The sequence below is a fragment of the Salinispora goodfellowii genome (genome assembly GCF_059570675.1).
In genome coordinates this window covers 197,986-223,845 of sequence record NZ_JCANTD010000002.1, presented here as the reverse complement: position 1 = coordinate 223,845, position 25,860 = coordinate 197,986, and the positions used below count along the sequence as shown (strand labels likewise).

23 protein-coding genes, 1 tRNA gene and 1 pseudogene are annotated in these 25,860 nt (G+C 70.9%); 4 read left to right on the top strand and 21 right to left on the bottom strand.

Features of this window, described 5'->3' with window-relative positions:
• Window positions 1-18: 18 nt before the first annotated feature.
• From T398_RS03480 to T398_RS03470, 3 genes are read right to left on the bottom strand one after another with little or no spacing between them, the layout of a single operon-like run.
• Window positions 19-597, bottom strand: a complete 579-nt coding sequence (locus T398_RS03480; RefSeq protein ID WP_496444471.1) for a 2'-5' RNA ligase family protein — start codon at window positions 595-597, stop codon at window positions 19-21.
• A 30-nt stretch (window positions 598-627) separates the two neighbouring features.
• Window positions 628-1,653: a tryptophan--tRNA ligase gene (gene trpS, locus T398_RS03475; protein WP_496444469.1), complete on the bottom strand. Its 1,026-nt coding sequence runs from the start codon at window positions 1,651-1,653 to the stop codon at window positions 628-630.
• Between the two features lie 33 nt (window positions 1,654-1,686).
• On the bottom strand, window positions 1,687-2,709 hold the full coding sequence (locus tag T398_RS03470; protein WP_496444467.1) for a hemolysin family protein: 1,023 nt from the start codon (window positions 2,707-2,709) through the stop codon (window positions 1,687-1,689).
• Between the two features lie 170 nt (window positions 2,710-2,879).
• Between T398_RS03470 and galE the strand changes: the two genes are divergently transcribed.
• Window positions 2,880-3,863, top strand: coding sequence for a UDP-glucose 4-epimerase GalE (gene galE / locus T398_RS03465; RefSeq protein ID WP_496444465.1), 984 nt, complete (start codon window positions 2,880-2,882; stop codon window positions 3,861-3,863).
• 90 nt (window positions 3,864-3,953) lie between these two features.
• On the opposite strand, the gene T398_RS03460 is transcribed toward galE, so the two are convergent.
• The 8 genes from T398_RS03460 to T398_RS03425 form a co-directional block, all read right to left on the bottom strand.
• A complete protein-coding gene (locus T398_RS03460) occupies window positions 3,954-5,261 on the bottom strand; it encodes a sulfate adenylyltransferase subunit 1 (protein ID WP_496444463.1) in 1,308 nt (435 codons plus the stop codon).
• The gene (cysD, locus tag T398_RS03455; protein ID WP_496444461.1) at window positions 5,261-6,172 is read right to left on the bottom strand and encodes a sulfate adenylyltransferase subunit CysD; all 912 of its coding nucleotides are present in this window, start codon (window positions 6,170-6,172) and stop codon (window positions 5,261-5,263) included. Before cysD ends, T398_RS03460 begins: the two co-directional genes overlap by 1 nt.
• A gap of 69 nt (window positions 6,173-6,241) precedes the next feature.
• Entirely contained in the window at window positions 6,242-7,069 is an 828-nt protein-coding gene (locus tag T398_RS03450; protein WP_496444459.1) for an inositol monophosphatase family protein, read from the bottom strand.
• Window positions 7,070-7,132: 63 nt separating this feature from the next.
• Window positions 7,133-7,723, bottom strand: coding sequence for an aminoacyl-tRNA hydrolase (gene pth / locus T398_RS03445; RefSeq protein ID WP_496444457.1), 591 nt, complete (start codon window positions 7,721-7,723; stop codon window positions 7,133-7,135).
• A gap of 93 nt (window positions 7,724-7,816) precedes the next feature.
• Complete coding sequence (locus tag T398_RS03440; RefSeq protein ID WP_496444455.1) at window positions 7,817-8,518, bottom strand: 50S ribosomal protein L25/general stress protein Ctc; 702 nt, start codon at window positions 8,516-8,518, stop codon at window positions 7,817-7,819.
• Between the two features lie 299 nt (window positions 8,519-8,817).
• Window positions 8,818-9,798 carry a ribose-phosphate diphosphokinase gene (locus T398_RS03435; protein WP_496444453.1) on the bottom strand — a complete coding sequence of 327 codons (981 nt, stop codon included), beginning with the start codon at window positions 9,796-9,798 and terminating at the stop codon, window positions 8,818-8,820.
• A 53-nt stretch (window positions 9,799-9,851) separates the two neighbouring features.
• Complete coding sequence (gene glmU, locus T398_RS03430; protein WP_496444451.1) at window positions 9,852-11,390, bottom strand: bifunctional UDP-N-acetylglucosamine diphosphorylase/glucosamine-1-phosphate N-acetyltransferase GlmU; 1,539 nt, start codon at window positions 11,388-11,390, stop codon at window positions 9,852-9,854.
• A 101-nt stretch (window positions 11,391-11,491) separates the two neighbouring features.
• A tRNA-Gln gene (locus T398_RS03425) sits at window positions 11,492-11,563 on the bottom strand.
• A 328-nt stretch (window positions 11,564-11,891) separates the two neighbouring features.
• Here T398_RS03425 and T398_RS03420 point away from each other — a divergent pair.
• Window positions 11,892-12,575 carry a TetR family transcriptional regulator gene (locus T398_RS03420; RefSeq protein ID WP_496444449.1) on the top strand — a complete coding sequence of 228 codons (684 nt, stop codon included), beginning with the start codon at window positions 11,892-11,894 and terminating at the stop codon, window positions 12,573-12,575.
• 36 nt (window positions 12,576-12,611) lie between these two features.
• Here the strand turns inward: T398_RS03420 and T398_RS03415 are convergent, their stop codons facing one another.
• The 10 genes and pseudogenes from T398_RS03415 to T398_RS03370 all read right to left on the bottom strand — a co-directional run.
• A complete protein-coding gene (locus T398_RS03415; protein ID WP_496444447.1) occupies window positions 12,612-13,046 on the bottom strand; it encodes a DUF4383 domain-containing protein in 435 nt (144 codons plus the stop codon).
• Window positions 13,047-13,150: 104 nt separating this feature from the next.
• Complete coding sequence (locus T398_RS03410; RefSeq protein ID WP_496444445.1) at window positions 13,151-13,606, bottom strand: DUF4383 domain-containing protein; 456 nt, start codon at window positions 13,604-13,606, stop codon at window positions 13,151-13,153.
• Between the two features lie 110 nt (window positions 13,607-13,716).
• Window positions 13,717-15,513, bottom strand: a complete 1,797-nt coding sequence (locus T398_RS03405) for an ABC-F family ATP-binding cassette domain-containing protein (RefSeq protein ID WP_496444443.1) — start codon at window positions 15,511-15,513, stop codon at window positions 13,717-13,719.
• A 99-nt stretch (window positions 15,514-15,612) separates the two neighbouring features.
• On the bottom strand, window positions 15,613-16,560 hold the full coding sequence (locus T398_RS03400; RefSeq protein ID WP_496444441.1) for a 4-(cytidine 5'-diphospho)-2-C-methyl-D-erythritol kinase: 948 nt from the start codon (window positions 16,558-16,560) through the stop codon (window positions 15,613-15,615).
• A 101-nt stretch (window positions 16,561-16,661) separates the two neighbouring features.
• Complete coding sequence (gene rsmA / locus T398_RS03395) at window positions 16,662-17,531, bottom strand: 16S rRNA (adenine(1518)-N(6)/adenine(1519)-N(6))-dimethyltransferase RsmA (RefSeq protein WP_496444439.1); 870 nt, start codon at window positions 17,529-17,531, stop codon at window positions 16,662-16,664.
• 79 nt (window positions 17,532-17,610) lie between these two features.
• Window positions 17,611-18,552 carry a TatD family hydrolase gene (locus T398_RS03390; RefSeq protein WP_496444437.1) on the bottom strand — a complete coding sequence of 314 codons (942 nt, stop codon included), beginning with the start codon at window positions 18,550-18,552 and terminating at the stop codon, window positions 17,611-17,613.
• Between the two features lie 53 nt (window positions 18,553-18,605).
• Window positions 18,606-20,270 (bottom strand): monocarboxylate uptake permease MctP, encoded by a 1,665-nt coding sequence (gene mctP, locus T398_RS03385; RefSeq protein ID WP_496444435.1) that lies wholly within the window; start codon window positions 20,268-20,270, stop codon window positions 18,606-18,608.
• Window positions 20,270-20,512 carry a DUF3311 domain-containing protein gene (locus tag T398_RS03380; RefSeq protein ID WP_496444433.1) on the bottom strand — a complete coding sequence of 81 codons (243 nt, stop codon included), beginning with the start codon at window positions 20,510-20,512 and terminating at the stop codon, window positions 20,270-20,272. Before T398_RS03380 ends, mctP begins: the two co-directional genes overlap by 1 nt.
• Before the next feature lie 132 nt (window positions 20,513-20,644).
• The gene (metG, locus tag T398_RS03375; RefSeq protein ID WP_496444926.1) at window positions 20,645-22,447 is read right to left on the bottom strand and encodes a methionine--tRNA ligase; all 1,803 of its coding nucleotides are present in this window, start codon (window positions 22,445-22,447) and stop codon (window positions 20,645-20,647) included.
• 54 nt (window positions 22,448-22,501) lie between these two features.
• Window positions 22,502-22,814 (bottom strand): annotated as a pseudogene (locus T398_RS03370) (SAM-dependent methyltransferase); the annotation flags it as partial.
• A gap of 85 nt (window positions 22,815-22,899) precedes the next feature.
• Between T398_RS03370 and T398_RS03365 the strand changes: the two are divergent.
• On the top strand, window positions 22,900-24,591 hold the full coding sequence (locus tag T398_RS03365) for a dolichyl-phosphate-mannose--protein mannosyltransferase (RefSeq protein ID WP_496444431.1): 1,692 nt from the start codon (window positions 22,900-22,902) through the stop codon (window positions 24,589-24,591).
• Between the two features lie 449 nt (window positions 24,592-25,040).
• Window positions 25,041-25,697 carry a 4'-phosphopantetheinyl transferase family protein gene (locus T398_RS03360; protein WP_496444429.1) on the top strand — a complete coding sequence of 219 codons (657 nt, stop codon included), beginning with the start codon at window positions 25,041-25,043 and terminating at the stop codon, window positions 25,695-25,697.
• Window positions 25,698-25,860 lie beyond the last annotated feature (163 nt).

Genomic DNA, 25,860 nt, shown 5'->3' with positions numbered 1-25,860 from the left:
TGTCGCCGGGGCACCTGCTCAGCCGCCGAGCCGAAAGTCCCGCCGGGGCTGCCACCGCGTCTGGCCACTGTGGGAGAAGAGCGTGAACGCCTCCACCCCGAACATCGCCGAGAAGTCAGCCAGGTCCTCGTACGCCTGGTCCAGCGCGTCCGGTGAGACATCCTGTGCCACCGTGACGTGCGGATGGTACGGAAAACGGGTTTCCCGGTGCAGTTCCGGGGCGGCCCGGATCGCCGCGGCGAGCAGCTCGCACTTGCTGATCCCGGTCGCCACCGTTACGAAAACCACCTGGGTGACCGGCCGGAACGTGCCGGTCCCGCGCAGGTGCAGGGTGAACGGAGGGTGCGCGGCGGCGACCGCGGTGAGGTGCCGTTCGACAGCTGGCAGGGCGGCGCCCGGAATCTCGGTCGGCCCGAGCAGCGTCACGTGCGCCGGGACGGCCTGCTGGTCACCCGCCGCCATCCGCCGCCGGGTCAGCACACTCCCCCAGGGCTCGGGGACGTCCACCGCGATGCCGATCTGGATTGTGCCGCCGGCCGTCGACGACCCGTCCCGCAGGTCCACGCCTCGTGCCACCCCTTTGGCCACCGGTTCCATCCCGCTCACCCGCACGCGTCGCGTCGCTGCCTACTCGCCGCGCACCGGCGGGAAGAAACCCACCCGCTCGTACACCGCCTGCAGGGTCGGTGCTGCCACCGCCCGCGCCTTCTGCGCCCCCGCGGCGAGCAGCTTGTCGAGCTGGGCCGGGTCGTCCAGGTAGCCGCGGACACGTTCCTGGATCGGCGTCACGAACTCGCGTACCACCTCTCCGAGGTCCTTCTTCAGGTCACCGTAGCCCTTGCCGGCGTAGGCGCCGACCAGATCGTCAATGCTCCGGCCGGAAAGCGCCGAGTAGATCGTCAGCAGGTTGGAGACACCCGGTTTCTGCTGGACATCAAAAACGATCTCGCGTCCGGTGTCGGTGACCGCAGAACGGATCTTCTTGGCCGACCGGGCCGCGTCCTCCAGGAGCAGGACGATACCCGCCGGTGCGGAGGACGACTTCGACATCTTCGCCGTCGGGTCCTGCAGGTCCGTGATCTTTGCCGTGTCCTTGACGATGTGTGCCGCGGGAACGGCGAAGGTCGAGCCGAACCGGGTGTTGAACCGCTGCGCCAGATCGCGACTGAGCTCCAGGTGCTGCCGCTGGTCCTCGCCGACCGGCACCGCCTCCGCCTGGTAGAGGAGGATGTCGGCCGCCTGCAGGACCGGGTACGTGAACAGGCCGACGCTGGCCCGCTCGTTGCCCTGCTTCTGCGACTTGTCCTTGAACTGGGTCATCCGGCCCGCCTCGCCGAACCCGGTGATGCACCCCAACACCCAGGCCAACTGCGCGTGCTCGGGCACCTGGGACTGCACGAAGAGGGTGCAGCGCTCCGGGTCCAGCCCCACCGCGAGCAGCTGCGCGGCGGCCATCCGGGACCGCTGCGCCAGCGCCCGGGGGTCGTGCCCGGCGGTGATCGCGTGCAGATCAACCACGCAGTAGGTGGCGTCATGCGTCTCCTGCAACGCCACCCAGTGCTGGACCGCGCCCAGGTAGTTGCCGAGATGGAACGAGTCGGCGGTCGGCTGAATGCCGGAGAACACGCGCGGTCGAACGGGTACGTTGGACATGCTGGCAATTCTGTCAGCAACCGGGGGCATCCGTCAGGACGGGCCGGCGGGTTGACCGCGACCGGCCTGGGTGGGGAGCCCCGTCTCGCGTCGCGACTCGGCGGGCCGGGCCGCGGCTACCGCCACCCGGGCCACCCGACGCCCATCCAGCGTCAGCACCCGCAGCCGCCAGCCCCCGGGCGGCGCCCGCACCGGCTCCACCGGGGCGGCCGGCGCGGCGGCCACCGACACCTCGTCCCCGGCCACCGGCAGCCGGCCCAGTTCGGCCATGACATAGCCACCAACCGTCTCGTAGGGTCCATTCGGCAGGCTCACCCCGGTCCGCTCGGCGAAGTCGGCCAGGTTCAGCCGACCGTCAACGGTGGTGGGCAGGCCGGCGTGCGTCGGCTCCGGCGGCGTGTCGTACTCGTCGTGCAGTTCGCCGACCAGTTCCTCAATCAGGTCCTCACAGGTGACGATGCCGGCGGTCCCCCCGTACTCGTCGACGACCACCGCCAGGTGATGCCCCTCCCGGCGCATCTCGGTCAGGGCCGGAAGCACCCGTTTACTGCCGGGCAGCCGCTTGACCTCCCGGGCCAGCTCGCCCACTGTGACCAGTGGGTCCTCGTCGGTACGAAGCAGCACGTCGTGTAGGTGCACGAAGCCGACCACGTCGTCGTGGGTCCCGTCCACCACCGGGTAGCGGGTGTGCGGCTCGACCCGGACCAGGCGCTGCGCCTGGTCGATGGTCAACGCGGTGGAGAGGAAAACCACCTCGGTGCGCGGCATCATCACCTCGCGTACCAGGCTGGCGCCGGCCGCGAGGACCTCGTCGATGATCCGCCGTTCCACCGGGTCCAGCACGGTCGCCGCGGCGACCAGGTCGCGTAACTCGTCCTCGCTGATCCGTTCCCGGCCGGCCACCGGACTGGTGCCGAGTAGCCCGGTCACCAGGCGGGTGGCGGCGGTGGCGGTGCGGACCACGACCCGGGCGACCGCCCAGGACAGCGGGCCGGGTTCGCGGCGGGGTCGCCCCCGCGCACGGCGCCGGAGCCCGGGACGACCCACTTCCCGCATGAGATGGATGGTAGACACGCATCGCGGTGGCGGAACAGCACCGCGCCAGTTCTTCCGGCCCGCGGGCGGCGACCCGCCCCGCCGATCGCCTCGCAGCGCGGGCACAGCAAGCCGCCGTAGGGTGACCACCGAAGGTCGCTGGTGGGGCGGCCCGGCAGGAGGAGATCGACGTGAAACTGCTCGTCACCGGCGGCGCCGGCTTCATCGGCAGCGTGGTGACCCGGATGCTGCTCGACGCCGGCCACGAGGTGGTCGTTCTGGACGATCTGCGGACCGGGCACCGCATCGCCGTGGCACCCGACGCCACCCACGTCGTCGCCCCCCTGGACGAGGTGGCACAGGTGGTAACCCCGCAGGCGGGCTTCGACGGGGTGCTGCACCTCGCCGCCCTGATCGCCGCCGGCGAGTCGATGGTCAAGCCAGAGCTGTACTGGCACACCAACGTCGTCGGCTCCCTCGCCCTGCTCGACGCCGTACGCGTCGCCGGGGTCCCGAAGGTCGTCTTCTCCTCCACCGCCGCCGTCTACGGCAACCCGGTCGAGCTACCCATCTCGGAGGCGGCGATCACCGCCCCCACCAACACGTACGGCGCCACCAAGCTCACCGTCGACATGGCGCTCACCTCGGCGGCGGCCGGAAACGGGTTGGCTGCCGTCTCGCTGCGCTACTTCAACGTCGCCGGCGCGCACCTGGCTGCCCCGGTTCCCCTCGGGGAACGGCACGATCCGGAGACGCACCTCATCCCCATCGCCTTCGACGTCGCCGCCGGCCGCCGGGAGAAGCTCCAGCTCTTCGGCGACGACTACCCGACCGTTGACGGCACCTGCGTCCGCGACTACATCCACGTCACCGACCTCGCCCGGGCCCACCTACTCGCGCTCGACGCCGCGGTCGGCGGCCAGCACCGGATCTACAACCTCGGCAACGGCAACGGGTTCACCAACCGTCAGGTCATCGAGGTGGTCCGCGAGGTCACCGGCCGTCCGGTTCCGGCGGTGGTCGCCCCCCGCCGCGGCGGCGACCCCGCCGAGTTGGTCGCCGCCGCCGACCTGGCCCGTACCGAGTTGGGCTGGACACCCGCCAAGCCCACCCTGCACGACATCATCAGCGACGCCTGGACCTTCTACCGCGACCACCTGCCGGAACGGGGGTAGCCAGCCGTCGCCGGCGGCCAACCTCGATCAGCGGCGCCCCCCGGAGCGCCCGCGCCGACCGGGTGGGGTCAGCCACCCGGTCGGGTGGCGTCAGCCCGCCTCGACGATCATGCCGGCGCCAACCGTCCGGTTCGTCATCTCATCGATGATGACGAAGCCGCCAGTGGTGCGGTTCCGGCGGTACTCGTCAACCAGCAGCGGGACCATCGTCCGGAACCGGACCCGGCCGATCTCGTTGAGCTTCAACTCCCCCGCCGACTCGTCCCGGTGCAGCGAGTTGATGTCCAACCGGTAGTGCAGCCCGCGGAGGATGGCCCGCGCCGACCGGGTGGTGTGCTTGATCACGTACCTACCACCGAGCTGCAACGGTCGGGTCTCGTCCATCCAGCAGACCATCGCCTCGATGTCCTGGGCGACGGCCGGGGCGTTGTTCGGGCGGCAGATCATGTCGCCCCGGGAAACATCGATCTCGTCAGTCAACCGTACGGTCACCGACATCGGCGGGAACGCCTCCGGTACTGGCCCGTCGGCGGTCTCCACCGCGGCGATCCGGCTGGTGAAGCCGCTCGGCAGCACCATCACCTCGTCCTCGGGCTTGAGTACACCGGAGGCGACCTGGCCCGCGTACCCGCGGTAGTCGGTGACGGTCGTGGACTGCGGGCGGATCACGTACTGCACCGGGAAGCGCACGTCGACCAGGTTCCGATCGCTGGCGATGTGCACCCGTTCCAGGTGGTGCAGCAGGGACGGCCCCTCGTACCAGGGCATCTTCTCCGACCGGGTGACGATGTTGTCGCCGTGCAGCGCGGAGACCGGCACCACCGTCAGGTCCGGCGCGTCGAGCTTCGCCGCGAACGCGGTGAACTCGTCGGCGATCTTCTCGTAGACCTCGCGCGACCAGTCCACCAGGTCCATCTTGTTGACACAGAGGACCAGGTGCGGCACCCGCAGCAGGGAGCAGAGGAAGGCGTGCCGACGGGACTGCTCCACCAGGCCCTTCCGGGCGTCAACCAGGATCAGCGCAAGGTCGGCGGTGGAGGCACCGGTGACCATGTTCCGGGTGTACTGGATGTGCCCCGGGGTGTCGGCGATGATGAACTTCCGCCGGGGGGTGGCGAAGTATCGGTACGCCACGTCGATCGTGATGCCCTGCTCCCGCTCGGCCCGCAGGCCGTCGGTGAGCAGCGCGAGATTGGTGTACTCGTCGCCGCGGGCCGCGCTGACCGCCTCCACCGCGGCGAGCTGATCGGTGAAGAGGGATCGGGTGTCGTAGAGCAGGCGGCCGATCAGGGTCGACTTGCCGTCATCCACGCTGCCCGCGGTGGCGAACCGCAGCAGGTCCATCGGGCGGGCGGACGCCGCTTCGGCACCGACCGCGGCGGTCGTCTCGGTGGTCATCAGAAGTAGCCCTCCCGCTTGCGATCCTCCATCGCGGCCTCGCTGACCCGGTCGTCACCGCGGGTCGCGCCCCGCTCGGTGATCCGGGTGGCGGCCACCTCCTCGATGACCTTCGCCACCGTGTCGGCATCCGAGCGGACCGCCGCCGTGCAGGAGGCGTCGCCCACCGTCCGGTAGCGCACCCGGGCCTTGAACCGCTCCTCACCGGCGCGGGGGCGGATGAACTCGTTCACCGCGTACAGCATCCCGTCGCGCTCGATCACCTCGCGCTCGTGCGCGTAGTAGATCGAGGGCGCCTCGATCTGCTCTCGGGCGATGTAGTGCCAGACATCCAGCTCGGTCCAGTTGGACAGCGGAAACGCCCGGATCGACTCACCCGGCTGGTGCCGACCGTTGTAGAGCGACCAGAGCTCCGGACGCTGGTTCTTCGGATCCCACTGGCCGAACTCGTCCCGGAAGCTGAACACCCGCTCCTTGGCCCGCGCCTTCTCCTCATCCCGGCGGGCGCCACCGAAGAGCGCGTCGAAGCGGTGCTGCTCGACGGCGGCCAGGAGCACCGGGGTCTGGATCCGGTTGCGCATGCCGTCCGCGCTCTCCCGTACCAGCCCGCTGGCCAAGGCCTCGGGTACGCTCGCCACCAGCAGTTGCAGGCCCAGCTCGGCGACCCGCTGGTCCCGGTACGCCAGCACCTCGGGGAAGTTGTGCCCGGTGTCGACATGCAGCACCGGGAACGGAATGTTCGCCGGGGCGAACGCCTTCTGCGCCAGCCAGAGCATGACGATCGAGTCTTTGCCGCCGGAGAAGAGCAGCACCGGTCGTTCCATCTCCGCGACCACCTCACGCAGCACGAAGATGCTCTCCGCCTCCAGCGCGTCGAGGTGGGACACCTGGTATGCAGCCCTCGTGGTCATGACGCCGGCTCGATTCCCGCACTCATTTCCAGACCTCTCCGGTCGGCTTTGCCAGAAGTAGCGCTCAGGCTACCCGCAATGGCGCCGTAACGCCGCAAGCAGTCGGCCGGCGAGATCCTTACGACAGACCAACAGGTCCGGCAGGCGTGGGTTGGCTTCGTTGTAGGTCAGCGCGGAGCCGTCGATGCGGGAGGCATGCAGCCCGGTGGCGGTCGCCACCGCCACCGGTGCTGCCGAATCCCACTCATACTGCCCGCCCGCATGGATGTACGCGTCCACCTCACCGGTGATCACCGCCGCGATCTTCGCACCGGCCGAACCCATCGGCACCAGCTCGGCACCCACCTCGGCAGCCAGGTCGGTGAGGAAGACCGGAGGGCGGCTGCGACTGGCGGCCAACCGGATCGTCGGCTCGCCCGCAGTGGTCACCGCCGGCATCTGCGGGTAGCCCGGTGGGTAGTCCGTTCCCAACACCCGATCCTGGGCCGGCAACCCGACCGCACCCGCCACCAGTCCGTGCGGCGTCGGGGCGTTCCGCGCCCAGAGCGCCACATGCACCGCCCAGTCCGCCCGGCCCGCCTCGGCGAACTCCCGGGTCCCGTCCAACGGGTCGATGATCCACACTCGGTCGCTGCCCAGCCGCGGTGCCGTCGAAGCGCCCGCCTCCGCCGCCCAGGCCAGCCGGGAACCCTCGTCCTCCTCGGACAGGACCGCGTCCTGCGGGCGCCACGTCGCCAGTTCGGTCCGGAGCAGGTCGTGCGAGACCTTGTCCCCGGCGGCCCGCAGGGCACCCGGATCTCCGAAGCCCACCTCGTCGCGCAGGCTGACCAGCGCCTGCCCGGCCCGGACCGCCAACCAACGGGCGAACGCCCCATCGATCATCGGAGGACTGCTCATCTCCCGTACTCCCGTCGCCGCGCCAGCCGTCGATAGGAGCGGAGACCTTCGCCGATCCGGCCGTCAGGCACCGTGGTAGAGATTCTGGGTCGGTTCCACCCCGCGTTGGACAACCGACTCCACGACATCTGCCGCCCGGTCCACCAGGAAGTCCAGCTCCTTACGCTCGACGGTACCGAAATCCGACAGTACGAAATCCGCCGGGTCCCGCCGCGCCGGCGGCCGGCCGACTCCGAACCGCACCCGGGCGTACTCCTTCGTCCCCAGGGACTTCGTCATCGACCGCAGACCGTTGTGGCCGCCCTCGCCGCCACCGCACTTCACCCGAACCTGGCCGTAGGGGATATCCAGCTCGTCATGGATGGCCACCACCCGCGCCGGCGGCACCTTGTAGAACTGCGCCAGGCCCGCCGCCGCCGCCCCGGAGAGGTTCATGTAGGTCAGCGGCTTCACCAGCACCAGCCGCGGCCCGCCGAGACCCAACCGCCCCTCGGCGACCTCCGCCATCGCCCGCTTGTGTCGACTGAACCGGGCCCCCAGCCGCCCCGCCAGCAGGTCGGCCACGAGGAAGCCGACGTTGTGCCGGTTCCCGGCGTACTGCCGTCCGGGGTTACCCAGACCGACGACCAGCCACGGCCCTGTCTCCTCCGCCACCGTCTGCCCCTTCCGCTCGTACCCGTGCCACCCACCGATACGCAACAGGCGCCCCCGACGAGCGGGGACGCCTGGTATCTGCGCAGCGAACGATCAGGCCTCGGCCTTCGCCTCGGCAACCGCCTCCTGCTCGGCGACCGGAGCCCCGGCCTCGGCGCCCTCCGATCCCTCGGTGACCTCGCCGACCTCGGCCTCGGCCTCGGCAGCGGCCTCCTCCACCTCCGGCAGCGTGGCCTCAAGCTGCTCCTCGGTCGGGGCGGCGGTCACCGCGGCGACCGGCAGCTCCGGGTCGGTGGCCAGCTCGACTCCGGCCGGCAGCTGGACGTCGCCGGCGGCGACCTGCGTGCCCGCCCCCAGGCCCTCAATGGTGGCATCGAGGTGGTCCGGCACCTTGGTGGCGTCAGCGGTCACCGAGAGGCTGTCGTGGTCGTGCACGATCAGCGTGCCCTTCGCGGCCTCCCCGACCAACTGCACCGGGACCTCGACCGTGACCTGCTCGCCGCGGCGGACCAGCAGCAGGTCCACGTGCTCGAAGGTGTCCTTGATCGGATCCCGCTGGATCGCCTTCGGCAACGCCAGCACCTGCGTGCCGTCGCTGACGTCGATCGTGAAGAGCTGGTTGGCGCCACCGCGCCGGATCGCCGCGGCGAACTCCCGGGCCGGCAGCGCGATGTGCTTGGGCTTCTCGCCGTGGCCGTACAGCACGGCAGGCACCTTGCCGGCCCGGCGGGTACGACGGGCACCCCCCTTGCCGAACTCGGTACGGGGCTCGGCGCTGATCTTTACCTCGGACACGGGGAAACTCCTGATGCTTCGCTGCGGCGATGGTCGTCTCGGTGCCGGGCGAGGGGCTCGCTGGGGCTCCTGCGTCATGACCGACCGCCTAGGAGCGCCGCGTCGATGACGGCGCCTCCGTGCGGTCCTGATCAGCGGCCCGCAGGGCACCCTCGCCGTGGCAACCGCACCAGTCTACCCGAAGATAATCCACCCACTCCGGCGGCACCCCCGGAATCAACCGCTCCGGCCGGAGCCGCACCGACGAAACCCCGGTCCGGCGGCGGTGACCGCCGCCGGACCGGGGCCGCTGGGGTAGCTCAGCTCAGGCCACCGAAGAGGGTGGTCACCGAACCATCGTCGAAGACCTCCCGGATCGCCCGGGCCAGCAGCGGTGCGATCGACAGCACGGTGATCTTGTCGAGCTGCTTCTCCGGCGGCAGCGGCAACGTGTTCGTCACCAGCACCTCGCTGATCGGGCTGTTCTTCAGCCGCTCGATCGCCGGGTCCGAGAAGAGCGCGTGGGTGGAGGCGACGACGATCTCGGCCGCACCCAACTCCTTGAGGATCTCCGCCGCCCTGGTGATCGTGCCACCCGTGTCGATCATGTCGTCAACGATCAGGCAGACCCGGCCCTCAACCTCACCGACCACCCGGTTCGCCACCACCTGGTTCGGCTTGGACGGATCCCGGGTCTTGTGGATGAACGCCAGCGGGCAGCCGCCCAGCCGGTCGGTCCACCGCTCGGCGACCCGGACCCGACCCGAATCCGGGGCGACCACCGTCATCGGACGCCCCGCGTACCGACGCTCCACCTCCTCGGCGAGCACGTCCATCGCGAAGAGGTGGTCCACCGGGCCGTCGAAGAAGCCCTGGATCTGGGCGGTGTGCAGATCCACGGTGAGAATCCGGTTCGCGCCGGCGGTCTTCAACAGGTCCGCGATCAGCCGACCCGAGATCGGCTCCCGACCCCGGTGCTTCTTGTCCTGCCGCGAGTACGGGTAGAAGGGTAGGACCACGGTGATCCGCTTGGCCGACCCACGCTTCAACGCGTCGATCATGATCAGGGTCTCCATGACCCAGGTGTTGACCCCGTGCGTGACGGACTGCACCACGAAGGCGTCCGAACCGCGCACCGAGTCCTTGTAGCGGACAAAGATCTCACCGTTGGCGAAATCGTAGGCGTCGGCCGGTGTCGGGGCGACCCCGAGCACCTCGCCGATCTCCTTGGCTAACTCCGGAAAGCCACGCCCGGAGAAGAGCATCAGGCTCTTGCGGTTTTCGGCGACGATGCTGCCCATGGCCCGTCTGCTCCTGTTGGTTGGTGGTGCCCGGCGCGGGTGGTGGGCCGGGGCTAGTCGGTTGCAGTATCCCCGGTGCCGTGCGCCCCACCCGCCGGCTCGGCCCCCGCGTGCATTGCCTCACCTTCACTTGCCGTCGCCCCGGAAGACACCCCCGCGACACCGGCCTGCCCCGCACGCTCGGCAGCCGTCGCGGCGGCCGTGCCGGCCCGCCGCTTCAGCACCCAGCCCTCGATGTTGCGCTGCCGCGACCGGGCCACCGCCATCGCCCCGGCCGGCACGTCCTGGTCGATCACGGAACCAGCCGCCGTGTACGCCCCGTCGCCGACCTCGACCGGCGCCACGAACATGTTGTCCGCGCCGGTGCGGGCGTGGTCACCGATGACGGTGCGGTACTTGCGTACCCCGTCGTAGTTGACGAACACGGTCGCCGCGCCGATATTGCTCTGCTCGCCGATCGTGGCGTCCCCGACGTAGGTCAGGTGCGGGACCTTCGACCCCACGCCGACCTCGGAGTTCTTCACCTCGACGAAGGTGCCCACCTTCGCCTGCTCCGCCAGCCGCGCCGCCGGCCGCAGATACGCGTACGGGCCGACGCTGGCCGCCGGGCCGACCTCCGCGCCGACCGCGTGGCTGCGGACCACGGTGGCGCCGGGCCCGACCAGGGTGTCCACCAACGTGACATCCGGGCCGACCTGCGCACCGGCACCGACCACGGTGGCGCCCCGGAGCTGGGTGTTCTGGTCGACCACCGCGTCCCGGTCCAACGCCACGGTCACGTCGATCCAGGTGGTCGCCGGGTCGAGCAGGCTGACCCCGCCACGCATCCAGGCCTCGTTGACCCGGTCCCGCAGCAGTCGCCGCAGCCCGGCCAACTCCACCCGGTCGTTGCAGCCCAGCGTCTCGATGTGGTCCGGCGCCACGTGTACCGCGACCGGCTCGTCCGCCGACCGCAGCAGGCCGAAGACGTCGGTCAGGTACTCCTCGCCCTGCGCGTTTTCGGTCGACAGCTTGCCGAGCGCGTCCCGCAGCAGGGCCGCGTCGAACGCGTAGATGCCGGCGTTGATCTCCCGAATCGCCCGCTGGTCCGGAGTCGTGTCGCGCTGCTCCACGATCTGCTGGAGCTGGCCGTCGGCGTCCCGCACGATCCGGCCGAGCCCGGTCGGGTCGGGTACCTCCGCGGCCAGTACCGTCGCCGCGGCACCCGCCCGCTCGTGCGCCTCGACCAACCCGCCGAGGGTCTCCGGCCGCAGCAGCGGCACGTCCCCGTTGAGAACCACCACGGTGCCGCTGCTCTCCGGTACGGCGGCCAACGCGACCCGCACCGCGTGCCCGGTGCCGAGCTGTTCGGCCTGGAGCACCGGGGTGGCCTGCGGGGCGATCTCCGCCAGCTGGGCCCGGACCTGGTCGGCGCCGTGGCCGACCACCACCACCGTGCGGTCGGCGGCGAGCGGTGCGGCGGCGCTGAGCACGTGGCCGACGAGCGTACGGCCAAGCAGTGGGTGCAGCACCTTCGGGAGCCCGGACTTCATTCGCTTACCCGCGCCGGCGGCGAGCACCACGACGGTACGGGGAGAGGGCTGCTGGGACACGGAAGGGCTCCCGTCGGTGCGGCGACAGTCTCGCGGTCATGCTAACCAGACATCAGCCCTGGATCGGGCGGGGCCTTCACAAAGCTGACCGGTGGCAGGAGCTGGGGTGCCTGGATTCGAACCAGGAGCTCAAGGCTCCAAAGGCCTGCGGGTTGCCGTTACCCCACACCCCATCGCCATGTCGTCCGAACGCGTAGTCGTAACAGACCCACGATCCGGAACAGCTCGGTGATCATACCTGCGATCCGCGCGGACAGCGCCCGCCCGCCGGCCGAATTACCGACAACCACGATAGTCCCCGCCAACTTGGGGCCAACCGGGTGGTGGGGTCGGCGCGCGGCACGGTGGGCCGCGCCGCGGCACCGGTCCCGACTGCCGCCGAGCGCCGCGCCCGAGCCGACCTGACAGGATGACCGGTGACGGGCTCGACCCAGGACCGGATTGCCGGTAACCGACTCGACCCCACGACCGGACGGCACCGAGCGCCGATGAGGTGACGACATGATGGATGGCCTGGGCAGCGACCACACCCCCGGTCGGCGACGGGGAGCCGCAGCAGCCGGCAAGACCGCACGGGTACGTATGTCGGCGGCGCAGCGGCGCGAACAACTCATCGCGACCGCGCGCCAGCTCTTCGCCGAACGCGGCTTCGACGCCACCTCGATCGAGGAGGTGGCGGCTCGGGCGAAGGTCTCCAAACCGGTGGTGTACGAGCACTTCGGCGGCAAGGAGGGGCTGTACGCGGTGGTGGTGGACCGGGAGGTCCGCAGCCTGCTCGACCGGATCACCACCGCCCTGACCGCCGGCCACCCACGGGCGCTGCTCGAACAGGCCGCGCTGACCCTGCTCACGTACATCGAGGAGGAGAACAGCGGGTTCCGGGTGTTGGTCCGGGAGTCACCCCTGATGTCCTCAACAGGCAATTTCAGCAGCGTCATGAACGACGTCGCGCACCAGGTGGAGCACATTCTCGGCGCCGAGTTCTCCAGCCGCGGGTACGACCCGAAACTGGCCGAACTCTACGCCCAGGCCCTGGTGGGAATGGTGGCGCTGACCGGCCGCTGGTGGCTGGAGGTACGCCGGCCGGGCAAGGAGACGGTGGCGGCGCACCTGGTGAACCTGGCCTGGAACGGCCTGTCCCACCTCGAGCCGAAGCCCGGCCTGATCACCGTCCGGAGCCGCTGAGTCATCGACCGGTTCCGGCCGGTCGGCCGGCGCCGACTACTCCGCCTCGGCATGCTCCACCGGCCCGACCTTGTCGTAGAGGCCGGTGCCGAGCAGGATCAGCCCGAAGAGCATCGACACGATCACGGTCGACATCGAGAAGCTGAGGACATTGGCCGAAGTCCGCAGCACCGACATCATCAGGACGCTGGTCACCAGAAAGACGACCCCGGCGATCAGGTTCATGTAGTGGCCGAGATTGCCCCGCCGCGACGCCCCCACCAGGAGGAAGGTGCCGAAGACCACCGAGGCCAGCGCGAACGCGAGATTGGTGCGGAGGCCGAGCACCCATTCTCCGTCCCGGTCGAAGAGCGGGTCACCCAGCGTCTGCGCGGTGCCCCAGACACCGAAAACCAGGATGTAGAGACCGATCAGCCCGGCGAGGACCCGGTAGATCGGCCGCGCCGGATGGTTCAGCGGGATGTGCGCCATGACGCCTCCGACGCTCGACGACAGCCAGGGGCCATTGTCACCCGGGCCGAGGCCGCGCGTACGGCGAATCGGCCGGGATAGCCGCAAGCGCCCCGGAGCAGCGGTCAGAGCACCAGCCGCGCCTTCTGCCAGGCCTCCTGCTCCGCGTCGGTGCCCACCTTGCCGTACATCCCGACCATGAGCAGGACCAGGCCGACCACCATCAGCACCAGGACGGTGGCGATGCTGAAGTTGAAGAAGTTCGCCCCGGTCCGGAGGAGGGCGAGGCCGCCGAGGCTGAGCACGATCCCCGCGTACCCCAGCCCCTGGTTGATCAACACGTCGACGTTGCGGCCGATCGCCGTGCCGGCCAGCACGGCGCCACCAAGCAGCACGCTGAGCAACGAGAGGCCAAGGTTCGTGCCCTGACCGAGTACCGCGGTGTCGCCCTGGGCCCAAAGCTCGTCGCCAGCGGTCGCGATGAGGCCGAGCACGCCGAAAGCGACCAGGTACAGGCCGGTCAGCCCGCCGATCGCCCGGTAGATCGGCCGTGCGGGATGGTTCACGGGGGTGTGCGCCATGGCTGAGTCTCCAACGACGTTACGGTGAGGGTCGGCGCCGATTGTCCCGTACCGGCCGGTGTGACGCCGCACACGGTCCCGGGGCGACTGCGCCGCGGCGCAGCGGGCGGTCAGCCGGCCGGGATCTCGTCGGCCAGCGTCAGCCATGCCTGTTCGACCTGCTCCCGCTCGCCCCGGACCTCCTTGAGCTGGGCGTCCAGCTCCGCCACCCGGGCGTAGTCGGTCGCGTTCGCGGCCAGCTGGTCGAGCAGCTCCGCCTCCCGCTGCTCCAACCGGCCCACCTGCCGCTCCAGCCGGGCCAGTTCCTTACGGGCCTGGCGGACCTGCGCGGCAGACATCCCGCTCGCCTTCGCCGGCGCCGGCCCCGCACCCGTCGCCGGTGCCGGACGGGCGCCGTCGGTGGCCCGGGCCAGGTACTCGTCAACCCCGCCGGGCAGGTGCACCAACTGGCCGTCGCCGAACATGCCGTACACGGTGTCGGCGACCCGTTCCACCAGGTACCGGTCGTGGCTGGCCACGATGATCACGCCAGGCCAGGAGTCGAGCAGATCCTCGAGCGCGGCGAGGGTGTCGGTGTCCAGGTCGTTGGTGGGCTCGTCCAGCAGGAGCACGTTCGGCTCCCCGGCGAGCAGGCGTAGCAGCTGCAGCCGCCGCCGCTCGCCACCGGAGAGATCAGCCACCGGGGTCCAGAGCCGGCGGTCGTCGAAGCCGAACACCTCGGCGAGCTGGGCGGCGGAGATCTCCCGGTCACCCAGCCGGACCCGGCGGGCGATCTCCTCGACCGCCTCAAGGACGCGCAGGTCGCCGGGGAGTTCGGCGAGTTCCTGGGAGAGGAACGCGGGACGCACCGTGGAACCGGCCACGAAGCGGCCGTGATCCGGTCGGGTAACGCCGGCGAGCATCCGCAACAGGGTGGTCTTACCTGCACCGTTGCGGCCGAGGACCGCGATCCGGTCGCCGGGACCGACCTGCCAGGTGAGGTCGCGCAGGATCTCCTTCGGCCCCGCGTCCAACCGGACGTGCTCCAGGTCGTACACCTGCTTGCCGAGCCGGGCGGTGGCGAGCCTCTGCAGCGACATGCTGTCCCGCGGCGGCGGAACGTCGGCGATCAGCGCGTTCGCCGCGTCGATGCGGAACTTCGGCTTGGCGGTACGGGCCGGCGCGCCGCGCCGCAGCCAGGCGATCTCCTTGCGGAGCAGATTCTGGCGGCGCGCCTCGGTGGCGGCGGCGACCCGCTCCCGTTCGGCCCGGGCGAGGGTCCAGGCGGCGAACCCACCCTCGTACGCCCGGACGGTCTGGTCGGCGACCTCCCAGGTGGTGGTGCAGACGGCGTCGAGGAACCACCGGTCGTGGGTGACCACGACGAGCGCACCTCGCCGGGCGAGCAGGTGCCGGGCCAGCCAGTCGATGCCGCCGACATCAAGATGGTTGGTGGGCTCGTCGAGGATCAGCAGGTCGGCCTCGCGGACCAGCAGCGCGGCCAGGGCGACCCGGCGGCGCTCGCCGCCGGACATCGGACCGACCGGGGCGTCGAGGCCGAGGTGCGGCATCCCGAGGCCGTCGAGGACCGCCCGGACACCGGCGTCGCCGGCCCACTCGTGCTCGGCGCCCATCCCCTCGGCCAGCCACGCGGTGCCCAGGACCACGTCTCGGACGGTCGCGTCGGGGGCGAGCTGCAGGGTCTGCGGCAACCCGGCGACGCGCAGGTCGCGCCGGTGGGTCACCCGGCCGTCGTCCGGCTCCTCCTGCCGAGTGAGCAGGCGCAGCAGGGTGGACTTGCCGGTGCCGTTGAGCCCCACCACACCGATCCGGTCGGCGTCGTCGAGACCGAGCGAGACATCGGTGAGCAGCGGCCCGGCAGCGCCGTAGCCCTTGGACACCCGGTCCAGGTTGACGATGTTGGCCACTACACCCCTTCCATGGTCAGGGCGCCCGGCACCGGATCGGCAACCAAGGACGCCCGAAGCAAGGGTACGCGGGCGGCGGACGGCCGGCGCCGGGGACGGTCAGCCGATCCGGGCCCCGGCGACTGGGCCGTGTGCGGTGCGCGCCTGTCGGCACACGTCGAGGGCGCCCAGTTCGGCGGCGATGCGCTCCGCGTCGGCCGCTCCGGTGGCGAGGAAGACGCAGGTCGGCCCGGAGCCGGAGACGATACCCGCGAGCGCTCCCGCCGCCTCGCCCGCCTTCAGGGTGGCGGCCAGGGACGGCCGCAGGGCGAGTGCGGCGTCCTGGAGATCGTTGCCGAGGGCCGCGGCGAGCACCCGGGGGTCAGACTGCCGGAGGGCGGCGAGGAGGGTGTCGGTGCTGCCGAGTGGGGGGCCGGCGGCCCCGGACTCGCGGAGCCGATCGAGTTCCCGGTACGCGACCGGCGTGGAGAGGCCGCCGTCGGCGACCGCGACGACCCAGTGCCAGACGGTCGGCCGGGCCAGTACCGGGCTGACCGCCTCACCCCGGCCGGTGCCGAGCGCGGTGCCCCCGTGGATCAGGAACGGGACGTCGGAACCGAGGCCGGCGGCGATCTCCGCCAACTCGTCCCGCGACAGCCCGGTCCCCCACAGCGCGTCGCAGGCGACCAGCGCGGCGGCGGCATCGGCGCTGCCCCCGGCGAGCCCACCGGCCAGGGGAATCTGCTTACGCAGGTGCAGCCGGGCGTGCGGCGGCACCCCGACGGAGCTGGCGAGGACGCGGGCGGCGCGAATGACCAGGTTCGACTCGTCCAGCGCCAGTTCGCCGGTCCCCTCGCCCGCCATCGTCAGGCTGAGGGTGTCGCCCCGGCGGGCGGTCAACTCGTCGTGCACAGAGATCGCGTGGTAGACGGTGTTGAGCTCGTGATAGCCGTCCCGGCGTAGCGGGCCCACCCCCAGATGCAAATTGATCTTGGCGGGGACTCGTACCCGGACCGGCCCGCTGGCACCTCGCGGTTCGTCATCCTCCGGTCGCCATGCCTCGGTCACGGGATGGCGTCCCAGACCGAGTCCCGGCCCACCGTCCCCGGCGCGACGGGCGGGGACAACGGCGTGGCTCTACCAACTTCCTTGACGGGCACGGCGTCAGCCTACTGCCCGGTGGCAGTGGCGGCCGGGGCCGACGCGGCGATCGCGGCAAACTGCTCGACCGGGAGCGCCTCCCCGCGGGCGCCGGGATCCACTCCCGCGGCGGTGAGCACCGCTGCCGCCCGGTCCGCACCGCCGGCCCAGCCGGCCAGGGCCGCGCGCAGGGTTTTGCGACGCTGGGCGAACGCGGCGTCCACCACCGCGAAGACCCGCTCCCGGGAACCGCCCACGCCCGGCGGTTCCCGACGGGTGAAGGCGACCAGCCCGGAGTCGACGTTCGGCACCGGCCAGAACACGTTCGGCGGCACCTTCCCCGCCGCGTGGACGTGGGCGTACCAGGCGAGTTTGACCGACGGTACGCCGTACACCCGGGAACCGGGACCGGCGACGAGCCGATCGGCGACCTCCTTCTGCACCATGACCAGGCCGTGCCGCAGCGTCGGCAACTCGGCGAGCAGGTGCAGCACCACCGGCACGGCGACGTTGTACGGCAGGTTGGCGACCAGCGCGGTCGGCGCGGGGTCGGCGAGCTGACCGGCGGTGACCCGAAGCGCGTCGGCGCGGTGCACGGCGAGCCGGCCGGCGGCGGGACCGGCGTGCCGGGCGGCGGTCTCCGGCAGGGCGGCGGCGAGGACCGGGTCGATCTCGACGGCGTGCACGTGCGCGGCGACCGGCAGCAGCGCGAGGGTGAGTGAGCCGAGTCCCGGCCCGACCTCCAACACCACGTCCTCGGCGGTCAGGCCGGCGGTGGTGACGATCCGCCGCACCGTGTTGGGGTCATGGACGAAGTTCTGGCCGAGCCGCTTGGTGGGAGCGACGCCGAGGCGGGCGGCGAGGTCCCGGATCTCCGCCGGGCCGAGGAGACCGGTCACGCCCGCTAGCGTAGGTGGACGCCGGGGCGCCCCGGGCAGGGGCCCGCCACCTCCCGGCGAAATCCCGTCAGCGCCACCGTCACCAGGGGCCGAAGGCCCGCTCGCCGGTACGGGAGAGGGCCGCGCAGAGCTCGTCCAGGTCGCTGCCGGTGGCGGCGGCGAGCGCGCGGACGGTAAGCGGGATCAGGTACGACGCGTTGGGCCGGCCCCGGTGCGGCACCGGAGTGAGATAGGGCGCGTCCGTCTCCACGAGGAGGTGATCCAGCGGGGTCACCGCGGCGGCCTCCCGCAGCGCCGCGGCACTGTTGAAGGTGACGGTGCCGGCGAAGCTGAGTAGGTAGCCGCGGCGCACGCACGCGCGGGCGAACTCGGCGTCACCGGAGAAGCAGTGCATCACCACCGTCTCCGGGGCACCCGCGTCGTCCAGGATCCGCAACACGTCGGCGTGCGCGTCGCGGTCGTGGACCACCAGGGTCCGGCCGTAGCGCTTGGCGATGTCGATGTGCGCCCGGAAGCTGGCCTCCTGCGCGGCCCGCCCGTCCTCGCCGGTGCGGAAGAAGTCCATCCCGGTCTCGCCGACGCCCCGTACCCGGTCCTGGCCGGCCAGCGACTCGACGACCCGCAGCGCCTCGTCCAGCTCCGCCAACCGGGGGGCCTCGTTGGGGTGCAGCGCGACGGTGGCGACGACCGCCGGATGGCGCTGGGCCAACTCCGCCCCCCACCGGGACGAGTCGACGTCCACCCCCACCTGCACCAACCGGTCCACCCCGACCTCCGCGGCCGCCTCGACCGCGGCGCGGACCGGGTCGACCGCCGGGTTGGTGTCGGCCCCCGGGGCGGCGGCCGACACCGCTGCTTGCCGGCGCGGCGGGACCCCGGCCTCACTGATCGTGATGTCGAGGTGGGTGTGGCTGTCGGGCACCGGTCGGGGCAGCGGCGCGGGCGCGGCCGGGAACTCCCCAGCCCGGCGGGCCGCGCGCTGCTTACGGGTTTCGGTCTGCTCGGTCATCGGCGCAAGCATCACACACCAGTACCGGCAGCCGCCCGCTACCCGGTGTTCACCCGGACCATCGGCTACCCGGCGTTCGCGCCCGCCACCGATTCCGGGGCCGCGTCGACGCCCCGGCGCTCGCCCTGGCTCACCCGCGGGTCCCCCTCGTCGGCGAAGTAGTCGTCCGGGCTGGTCCGGTCGCCCCCGTCGGCCACCTTCGCGGTCCGCAGCACCAGCGTCAGCGCTGCCGCGACCAACAGATTGGCCAACACGGCCACGAACCCGGCGTAGATGGTCATCGTCGTGTCGAAGCCGAACTTCTCCAGGGGAAACGCGGAGCCGCCGAAGTGCCTCCGGGTCGGGCTGGACACCTGGTAGAGCATCCACATTCCCAGGGACATGCCGGCGGCCCAACCGGCGATCAGCGCACCGCGGTGGAACCAGCGGGTGTAGAGGCCGAGGGCCACCGCCGGCAGCGTCTGCAGGATGATCACGCCGCCGATCAGCTGAAGATCGATGGAGAACTGCGGGTCGAGGAAGACGATGCAGGCTACCGCGCCGACCTTCACCACCAACGAAGTGAGCTTGGACGCCTTCGCCTCCTGCGCCGGAGTGGCGTCCCGCCGCAGATACTCCTTGTAGATGTTGCGGGTGAACAGATTCGCTGCCGCGATCGACATGATCGCCGCCGGCACCAGCGCCCCGATGCCGATGGCCGCGTACGCGACGCCGGTGAACCAGCTCGGGAACTGCTGGTCGAAGAGCACCGGAACAATGGTGTTGTTGTCCACCGTGCCCGCGGTCGCCCCGGGCAGCGGCTGCACGTCGGCCGCGATCGCCATGAAGCCGAGCAGCGCGATGAGCCCCAGCAGCACACTGTAGGCGGGCAGCGCCGACATGTTCCGCTTGATGACGTCCCGGTTCCGGCTGGCCAGCACACCGGTGATGCTGTGCGGGTACAGGAAGAGGGCCAGCGCCGAGCCGAAGGCCAGGGTGACGTACTGGACCTGGTTGTTGGCACTGAGCAGAATCCCGTCGTTGGGATTCGGTGATGCCGCGAACTTCGCGTCGGCAGCGTCGAAGATCTCTCCCCAGCCCCCCAGCTTGTACGGCAGGTACAGCACCGCCGCCAGGATCACCACGTAGATCAGGGTGTCCTTGACGAAGGCGATCAGCGCCGGCGCACGAAGCCCGGACTGGTACGTGTACGCCGCCAGGATCGCGAACGCGATGATGATGGGCAGGTGCCGGGCCAGGCTGCTCTCCCCGGTCACGCCCATGGTCTTGAGCACCGCTTCGATCCCGACGAGCTGCAACGCGATGTACGGCATCGTGGCCACGATCCCGGTGATCGCCACAAGTAGTGCCAGGACCGGCGAGTCGAACCGGCTGCGGACGAAGTCCGCCGGAGTGACAAAACCGTGCCGGTGCGACACCGACCAGAGTCGACAGAGCACCAGGAAGACCATCGGGTAGATGACGACGGTGTACGGCACCGCGAAGAAGCCCATCGCACCGGCACCGAACACCAGTGCCGGCACGGCCACGAAGGTGTACGCGGTGTACAGGTCGCCGCCGATCAGGAACCAGGTGATCCAGCCGCCGAAGTTGCGCCCGCCCAGCCCCCACTCGTCGAGGTGGGCCATGTCCTTCGGCGCGCGCCAGCGGGATGCGACGAATCCCATGGCGCTCACCAGCAGGAAGAGCGCGGTGAAAATGCTGATCTCGGTGACGTGCGCACGCCACATCAGCGGTCAACCCGCCTCTTCGTGAGCTGGTACACGAGCGTGGTGACCGCGACGCCGAGCAGAATGTACGCGAGCTGGAGCCAATAGAACCGTGGGAAGCCGAGAACCCGGGGTGAGTCGGTGTTGTAGAACGCTGGGATCAACGGCACGACGACCGGCACGAAGAGCAGCCAGTTCCAGGGACTCTTGTCCTTCGCCCGGGTCTTCGCGGCGGCCGGCGTCTGGGGTTCGGGTGTGGCCATCGGCCCACCTCCGGTGCGGGTGATTGGGTGTGGCGGCCGAGACTACGACCGCATGATCACCATCACGTGCCGTCGGTGGGCCGCTGCGCCGAGCGGTGGATCCGCTGCGACGAGCGGCGCGGCCACCAGCGCTCAACCCGCCAGGCGGGCGAGCTCCTCGTCCACGATCGACGGGTCGAGTTTGCGGAACACCGGCTTGGGCGGGTCGAGTGCCCGCCCCGCCTCCAACGGCACCGACTCCCACCGGGCACCGACCGTGTAGTCGCCGGTCAGCACCGGGTAGTCCGACCCGCCGTCGAGGTCCGCAACCTCCTCGATCACCGGCATCGGCGCGTGCACCCCGGTGCCGCCGAGCAGCTGGTGGATCTTCTGCGCGGAGTGCGGCAGGAAGGGGGTCAGCAGCGTGTTCGCGTCGCTGACCACCTGCAGGGCGACGTGCAGGACGGTGCCCATCCGCGGCCGGTCCGCCTCGCCCTTGAGCTTCCACGGCGCCTGCTCGGAGAGGTAGCGGTTAGCCTCGGCCACCACCTTCATCGCCTCGCCGATCGCCTGCTTCTGCCGGTGCCGGCCGATCAGCTCGCCGACCGTGTCGAAGCCGACCCGGGCCACCGCGAGCAGCGCCTCGTCGGCCTCGGTGAGCCCGGCCGGGTCGACCGGGGGGATCGCGCCGAAGTTCTTCGCGGCCATCGAGATGGAGCGGTTGACCAGGTTGCCCCAACCGGCGACCAGCTCATCGTTGTTACGCCGGAGGAACTCCGCCCAGGTGAAGTCGGTGTCGTTGCTCTCCGGGCCGGCCACTGCGATGAAGTAGCGCAACGCGTCGGCGTCGTAGCGCTCCAGGAAGTCACGGACGTAGATAACCACGCGCCGGGACGAGGAGAACTTCCGCCCCTCCATGGTCAGGAACTCGCTGGAGACCACCTCGGTGGGCAGGTTCAGCCGGCCCAACTCGCCCGGCTGGCCGTCGTGGGAGCCTTCGCCGGAGTAGCCGGCGAGCAGCGCCGGCCAGATCACCGAGTGGAAGACGATGTTGTCCTTGCCCATGAAGTAGTGGCTGGGGGCGTCCTTGCCCGGCCCGTCCGCCGACCACCACCGGCGCCACGCCTGTGGGTCCCCGGAGCGGCGGGCCCACTCGATCGAGGCGGAGAGGTAGCCGATCACCGCGTCGAACCACACGTAGATGCGCTTGTCGCCGCGCTCCCGCCAGCCGTCGAGCGGGACCGGTACGCCCCACTCCAGGTCCCGGGTGATCGCCCGGGGCTGGAGGTCGTCCAGCAGGTTCCTGGAGAAACGCAGCACGTTCGGCCGCCAGCCCTCCCGCGTGTCCAGCCACTGCCCCAGGACGTCGGCGAGCGCCGGCAGGTCGAGGAAGAAGTGTTCGGTCTCGACGAACTTCGGCGTCTCCCCGTTGATCTTCGACTTCGGGTTTCGCAGGTCGATCGGGTCAAGCTGGTTGCCGCAGCTGTCGCACTGGTCGCCACGGGCGCTCTCGTAGCCGCAGATCGGGCAGGTGCCCTCGATGTAGCGATCGGGCAGGGTCCGACCGGTGGACGGGGAGATGGCACCCATGGTGGTCTTCGGCACGATGTAGCCGTTGCGGTACATCCCCTCGAACAGCTCCTGCACCACGGCGTAGTGGTTGCCGGTCGTGGTACGGGTGAACAGGTCGTAGGAGAGTCCGAGCCCGTGCAGGTCCGTCACGATCACCCGGTTGTAGCGGTCGGCCAGCTCACGGGGGGTGACCCCCTCCGCGTCGGCCTGCACCTGGATCGGCGTGCCGTGTTCGTCGGTGCCGGAGACCATGAGCACGTCGTGGCCGGCCATCCGCATGTACCGGGCGAAGACGTCGGAGGGAACGCCGAAGCCGGAGACGTGGCCGATGTGGCGCGGGCCGTTGGCGTAGGGCCAGGCAACCGCCGCGAGAACGTGACTCATGGCCAACAAGCCTAGTGACCCCGGCCGCGGGGCCGCGAACCAACAGGCCCGACCGGCCGCCCGGACCAGCCGGTAGCCCGGGTCCGAGACGCTGGGCATGCCGCCGTCGGTGATCAGGGCCACGCTGCGGCCGGCGCGGAGCGCCTCGACAAGTTCCGGCGTACGGCGCTCCTCGTTCCCCTCAAAATATGAGACCATTCGCCCGGAAACGGTCACCCTCGAGCTCCCGGGCCAGGCGGCGGGTGTCCTCGGCTGCCACCAGGTCAGCGGTCGCGAGCACCTCGCGGAGCCGGGCGGAGTCGTCGGCCGATTTCCGAACCGGCGCGCCGAGCAGGACCAAGCGCCCGACATCGGACTTCGCATCCACGAAAGGACGCTCCTTCATCGACGGTTACAAGTCCGGCTTAGGGCGGTGGGCACGCCGGCCCACCTTCGCAGCCTACGATCACGGGGTGACCCAGGCGTCAACAGCGCACCCCGCCGGCCAGTCCGGGCCGGAACAGCCCGAGCAGACGGGCCGGAACCTGCCCACCGGCAAGGGCCTTCCCGACCTCGTCCGCCGCCGGCTGGCCACCGTTGACAACCGGCTCGACCGGCGGTCCTGGCTGGCCACCGCGGTGATCGTCGCGATCGCGGCGGTCCTGCGCTTCGTCAACCTCGGAAACCCGCCCGGCAAGATCTTCGACGAGGTCTACTACGCCCGCGAGGGCTGGGCTCTGGTCGACCGGGGCGTCGAGTGGAACTACCAGGACGACGGCCCGTCGTACGTGGTCCACCCGCCCCTGGGCAAGTGGCTCATCGGGCTCGGCGAGTGGGCCTTCGGATACCGCGACACCGAGCAGGGGGTCGCCGCCGCCGGGCACCTGATCACCACCGTCCCCGAGGTGGGCTGGCGATTCTCGGCGGCGCTGATCGGCACCCTCTCGGTGCTGCTGCTGGTCCGAATCGCGCGCCGACTGTTCGGCTCCACCGTGCTCGGCTGCGCCGCCGGGCTACTGCTGGCCCTGGACGGCTTCCACCTGGTGCTGTCCCGCACCGCACTGCTCGACATCTTCCTGCTCTTCTTCGTGCTGGCGTCGTTTGGCGCACTGGTTCTCGACCGGGACGCCCGGCGTCGCCGCTGGGCGGAGACCCTCACCGCCGGGCTGAACCCGGGCCACCCGCCAGCCGCCGACCGACCCGCCGGTGGCTGGCGGAGGTGGCCGTGGTGGCGGCTGGCCGCCGGGGTGCTGTTCGGCTGCGCCTGCGCGGTGAAGTGGAGTGCGCTGTACTTCCTCCCGGTGTTCGCGCTCCTGGTGATCCTGTGGGAGGTCGGCGCCCGCCGCTCCGCCCGGGTACGCCGGCCGTGGCGACGCGCCCTGCTCGACGAGACACCCTGGCTGCTGCTGGCCGGGCTACTGATGGTGGTCACCTACCTCGCCACCTGGTCCGGGTGGCTGCTGGGCGACGAGGGGTTCTACCGGGTGCCCGACGCACAGCGATGGCCGCAGGCCGCGTTGAGTGACACCCCCGTCATCGGGGCGCTACAGAACCTGATCGAGTACCACCGGCAGGCGTACGGCTTCCACCGGCAGCTCGACGACGGGCACACGTACCAGTCCTGGCCCTGGCAGTGGCTCCTCCTGGCGCGGCCGGTCGCGTTCTACTGGTCGGGCGAGGGACCTTGTGCTGCGGCGAACTGCGCCACCGAGGTGCTGCTGCTGGGCACGCCGCTGCTCTGGTGGTCCTTCCTGCCCGCCCTGGCCGCACTCGCCTGGCTGGGCCTCGCGCGACGGGACTGGCGGGCCGGGGCGATCCTGCTTTGTGTGGCGGCCGGGCTACTGCCCTGGTTCTGGTACGCGATGGACAGCGGGCGCACCATGTTCTCCTTCTATACCGCCCCGGCACTCCCGTTCCTGGTGCTCGCCGTGACCTACGTACTCGGTGTGATCATCGGCTCGCCAGCGGCGACCGCTTCGGAGTACACACCGGAGACACCGGCAGCGGGCGACGGGGGGCAACGGCTCGTCGGCGCCGTCATCGCCGGAGGGTTCGTGCTGCTGGTGGCGCTTAACTTCGCCTACTTCTATCCGATCTTCGTGGGTGAGCCGATTCCGTACGACAGCTGGTCCAACCGGATGTGGCTGGACAGCCGATGGATCTGACCGGCTCTGGTTGGGTCGGGTCGGCTCCCGTTGGGTCGGGTCGGCTCCCGTTGGGTCGGGTCGGCTCCGGTCGGGCCGGCGCCCGGAATAACGGAAAGGGCCCGCATGCGAGACGGGTGGGCTCTGCCAAAGAAAAGCGCGCCCCGATCGCCTGCCACGGGGGAAGCGGGCGATTGGAGCGCGCAGTAGAAGCTTAACCAGCTTAGAGCGATGGCACAACTGGCCGGGTTGGGTCAGATTTACGACGATCGCCACGCCGATTCGTAGTTGCGGTCGAGACGAATGAGCCGCTAACAACCGCGCCCGAGTCAGCGGCGGGGCTTCCGCTCGGGGTTCGGGCTCCAGCAGCAGCAACGCGAATGCGCTACCTTGGGCAACCATGGCCCTCACGCAGACGCTGGCTGCGCCGCGCGGACCTTCCCGCCGGCGAACCCGCACCGGAGTAGTCGATGCGTGACCTGCTGCCTGCCGCCGTCGCGGTCGTGGTCGCGGAGCCGCCCGACTGGGAGGGCGTGCTGTTGCCGGAGGAGCAAGCGGGCCTCGGCGATCGAGCTGTGACCAGCCGGCGTCGTGAATTCACCGCCGGTCGCGTCTGCGCCCGCCGCGCCATCTCCGTGCTCGGCCGGCCGCCGGTCGCCGTCCCCACCGCCGCCAACCGGGCGCCGGTCTGGCCGGCCGGGGTGGTCGGGGCGATCACCCACACCCGCGGCTACTGCGCCGCCGCCGTGGCCCGGGCCGACGAGATCCGGTCGGTCGGCCTCGACGCCGAGCAGCACCGGCCGCTGAGCCCGGGGGTGGTCTCGGCGATCTGCCTGCCGGAGGAGGAGGCGCTGTTTCCGCGGCTGCCCAGCGGCGTCTCCTGGCCGACCGTGGTGTTCAGCGCGAAGGAGACGGTCTACAAGGTCTGGCACCCGGTCGTCGGCACCTGGTTGGACTTCCATGACGCGACGGTGACGCTGGATCCCGAGGCGGGTCGGTTCACCGCCCGGATCGCCCCCGCGCGAGTGGCCGCTGCCCCGGTGCCCGCCCCACCGGCCACCGTGTCCGGCCGATTCGCCGTCGTTGACGGTCTGGTCCACACCGCGGCGGTGCTACTTCCGGCGTAGCGTCCGGAGGACCTCCCAATAGGGTTCGAGTCGGTTCACGCCGGGCACCGTCGATGTGACGTGGAGTGACGACGGGGGTGTAATCACGTCGGGTGGGTCGCTGATGGAAACGGCGGTCGGCCTCGTCTAGATCATCCGGGTTGCGTGGACTCGAATGATCGAC

Bases quoted from the DNA above. Each gene is read 5' to 3' on its own strand.
- T398_RS03450 (WP_496444459.1), bottom strand. From the start codon at position 7,069: ATGAGCAGTCCTCCGATGATCGATGGGGCGTTCGCCCGTTGGTTGGCG.
- T398_RS03410 (WP_496444445.1), bottom strand. From the start codon at position 13,606: ATGGCGCACACCCCCGTGAACCATCCCGCACGGCCGATCTACCGGGCG.
- mctP (WP_496444435.1), bottom strand. From the start codon at position 20,270: ATGTGGCGTGCGCACGTCACCGAGATCAGCATTTTCACCGCGCTCTTC.
- trpS (WP_496444469.1), bottom strand. From the start codon at position 1,653: ATGTCCAACGTACCCGTTCGACCGCGCGTGTTCTCCGGCATTCAGCCG.
- T398_RS03380 (WP_496444433.1), bottom strand. From the start codon at position 20,512: ATGGCCACACCCGAACCCCAGACGCCGGCCGCCGCGAAGACCCGGGCG.
- T398_RS03470 (WP_496444467.1), bottom strand. From the start codon at position 2,709: ATGCGGGAAGTGGGTCGTCCCGGGCTCCGGCGCCGTGCGCGGGGGCGA.
- T398_RS03360 (WP_496444429.1), top strand. From the start codon at position 25,041: ATGCGTGACCTGCTGCCTGCCGCCGTCGCGGTCGTGGTCGCGGAGCCG.
- T398_RS03460 (WP_496444463.1), bottom strand. From the start codon at position 5,261: ATGACCACCGAGACGACCGCCGCGGTCGGTGCCGAAGCGGCGTCCGCC.
- T398_RS03390 (WP_496444437.1), bottom strand. From the start codon at position 18,552: ATGCTTGCGCCGATGACCGAGCAGACCGAAACCCGTAAGCAGCGCGCG.
- metG (WP_496444926.1), bottom strand. From the start codon at position 22,447: ATGAGTCACGTTCTCGCGGCGGTTGCCTGGCCCTACGCCAACGGCCCG.
- T398_RS03420 (WP_496444449.1), top strand. From the start codon at position 11,892: ATGATGGATGGCCTGGGCAGCGACCACACCCCCGGTCGGCGACGGGGA.
- T398_RS03435 (WP_496444453.1), bottom strand. From the start codon at position 9,798: ATGGGCAGCATCGTCGCCGAAAACCGCAAGAGCCTGATGCTCTTCTCC.
- T398_RS03415 (WP_496444447.1), bottom strand. From the start codon at position 13,046: ATGGCGCACATCCCGCTGAACCATCCGGCGCGGCCGATCTACCGGGTC.
- cysD (WP_496444461.1), bottom strand. From the start codon at position 6,172: ATGACCACGAGGGCTGCATACCAGGTGTCCCACCTCGACGCGCTGGAG.
- T398_RS03480 (WP_496444471.1), bottom strand. From the start codon at position 597: ATGGAACCGGTGGCCAAAGGGGTGGCACGAGGCGTGGACCTGCGGGAC.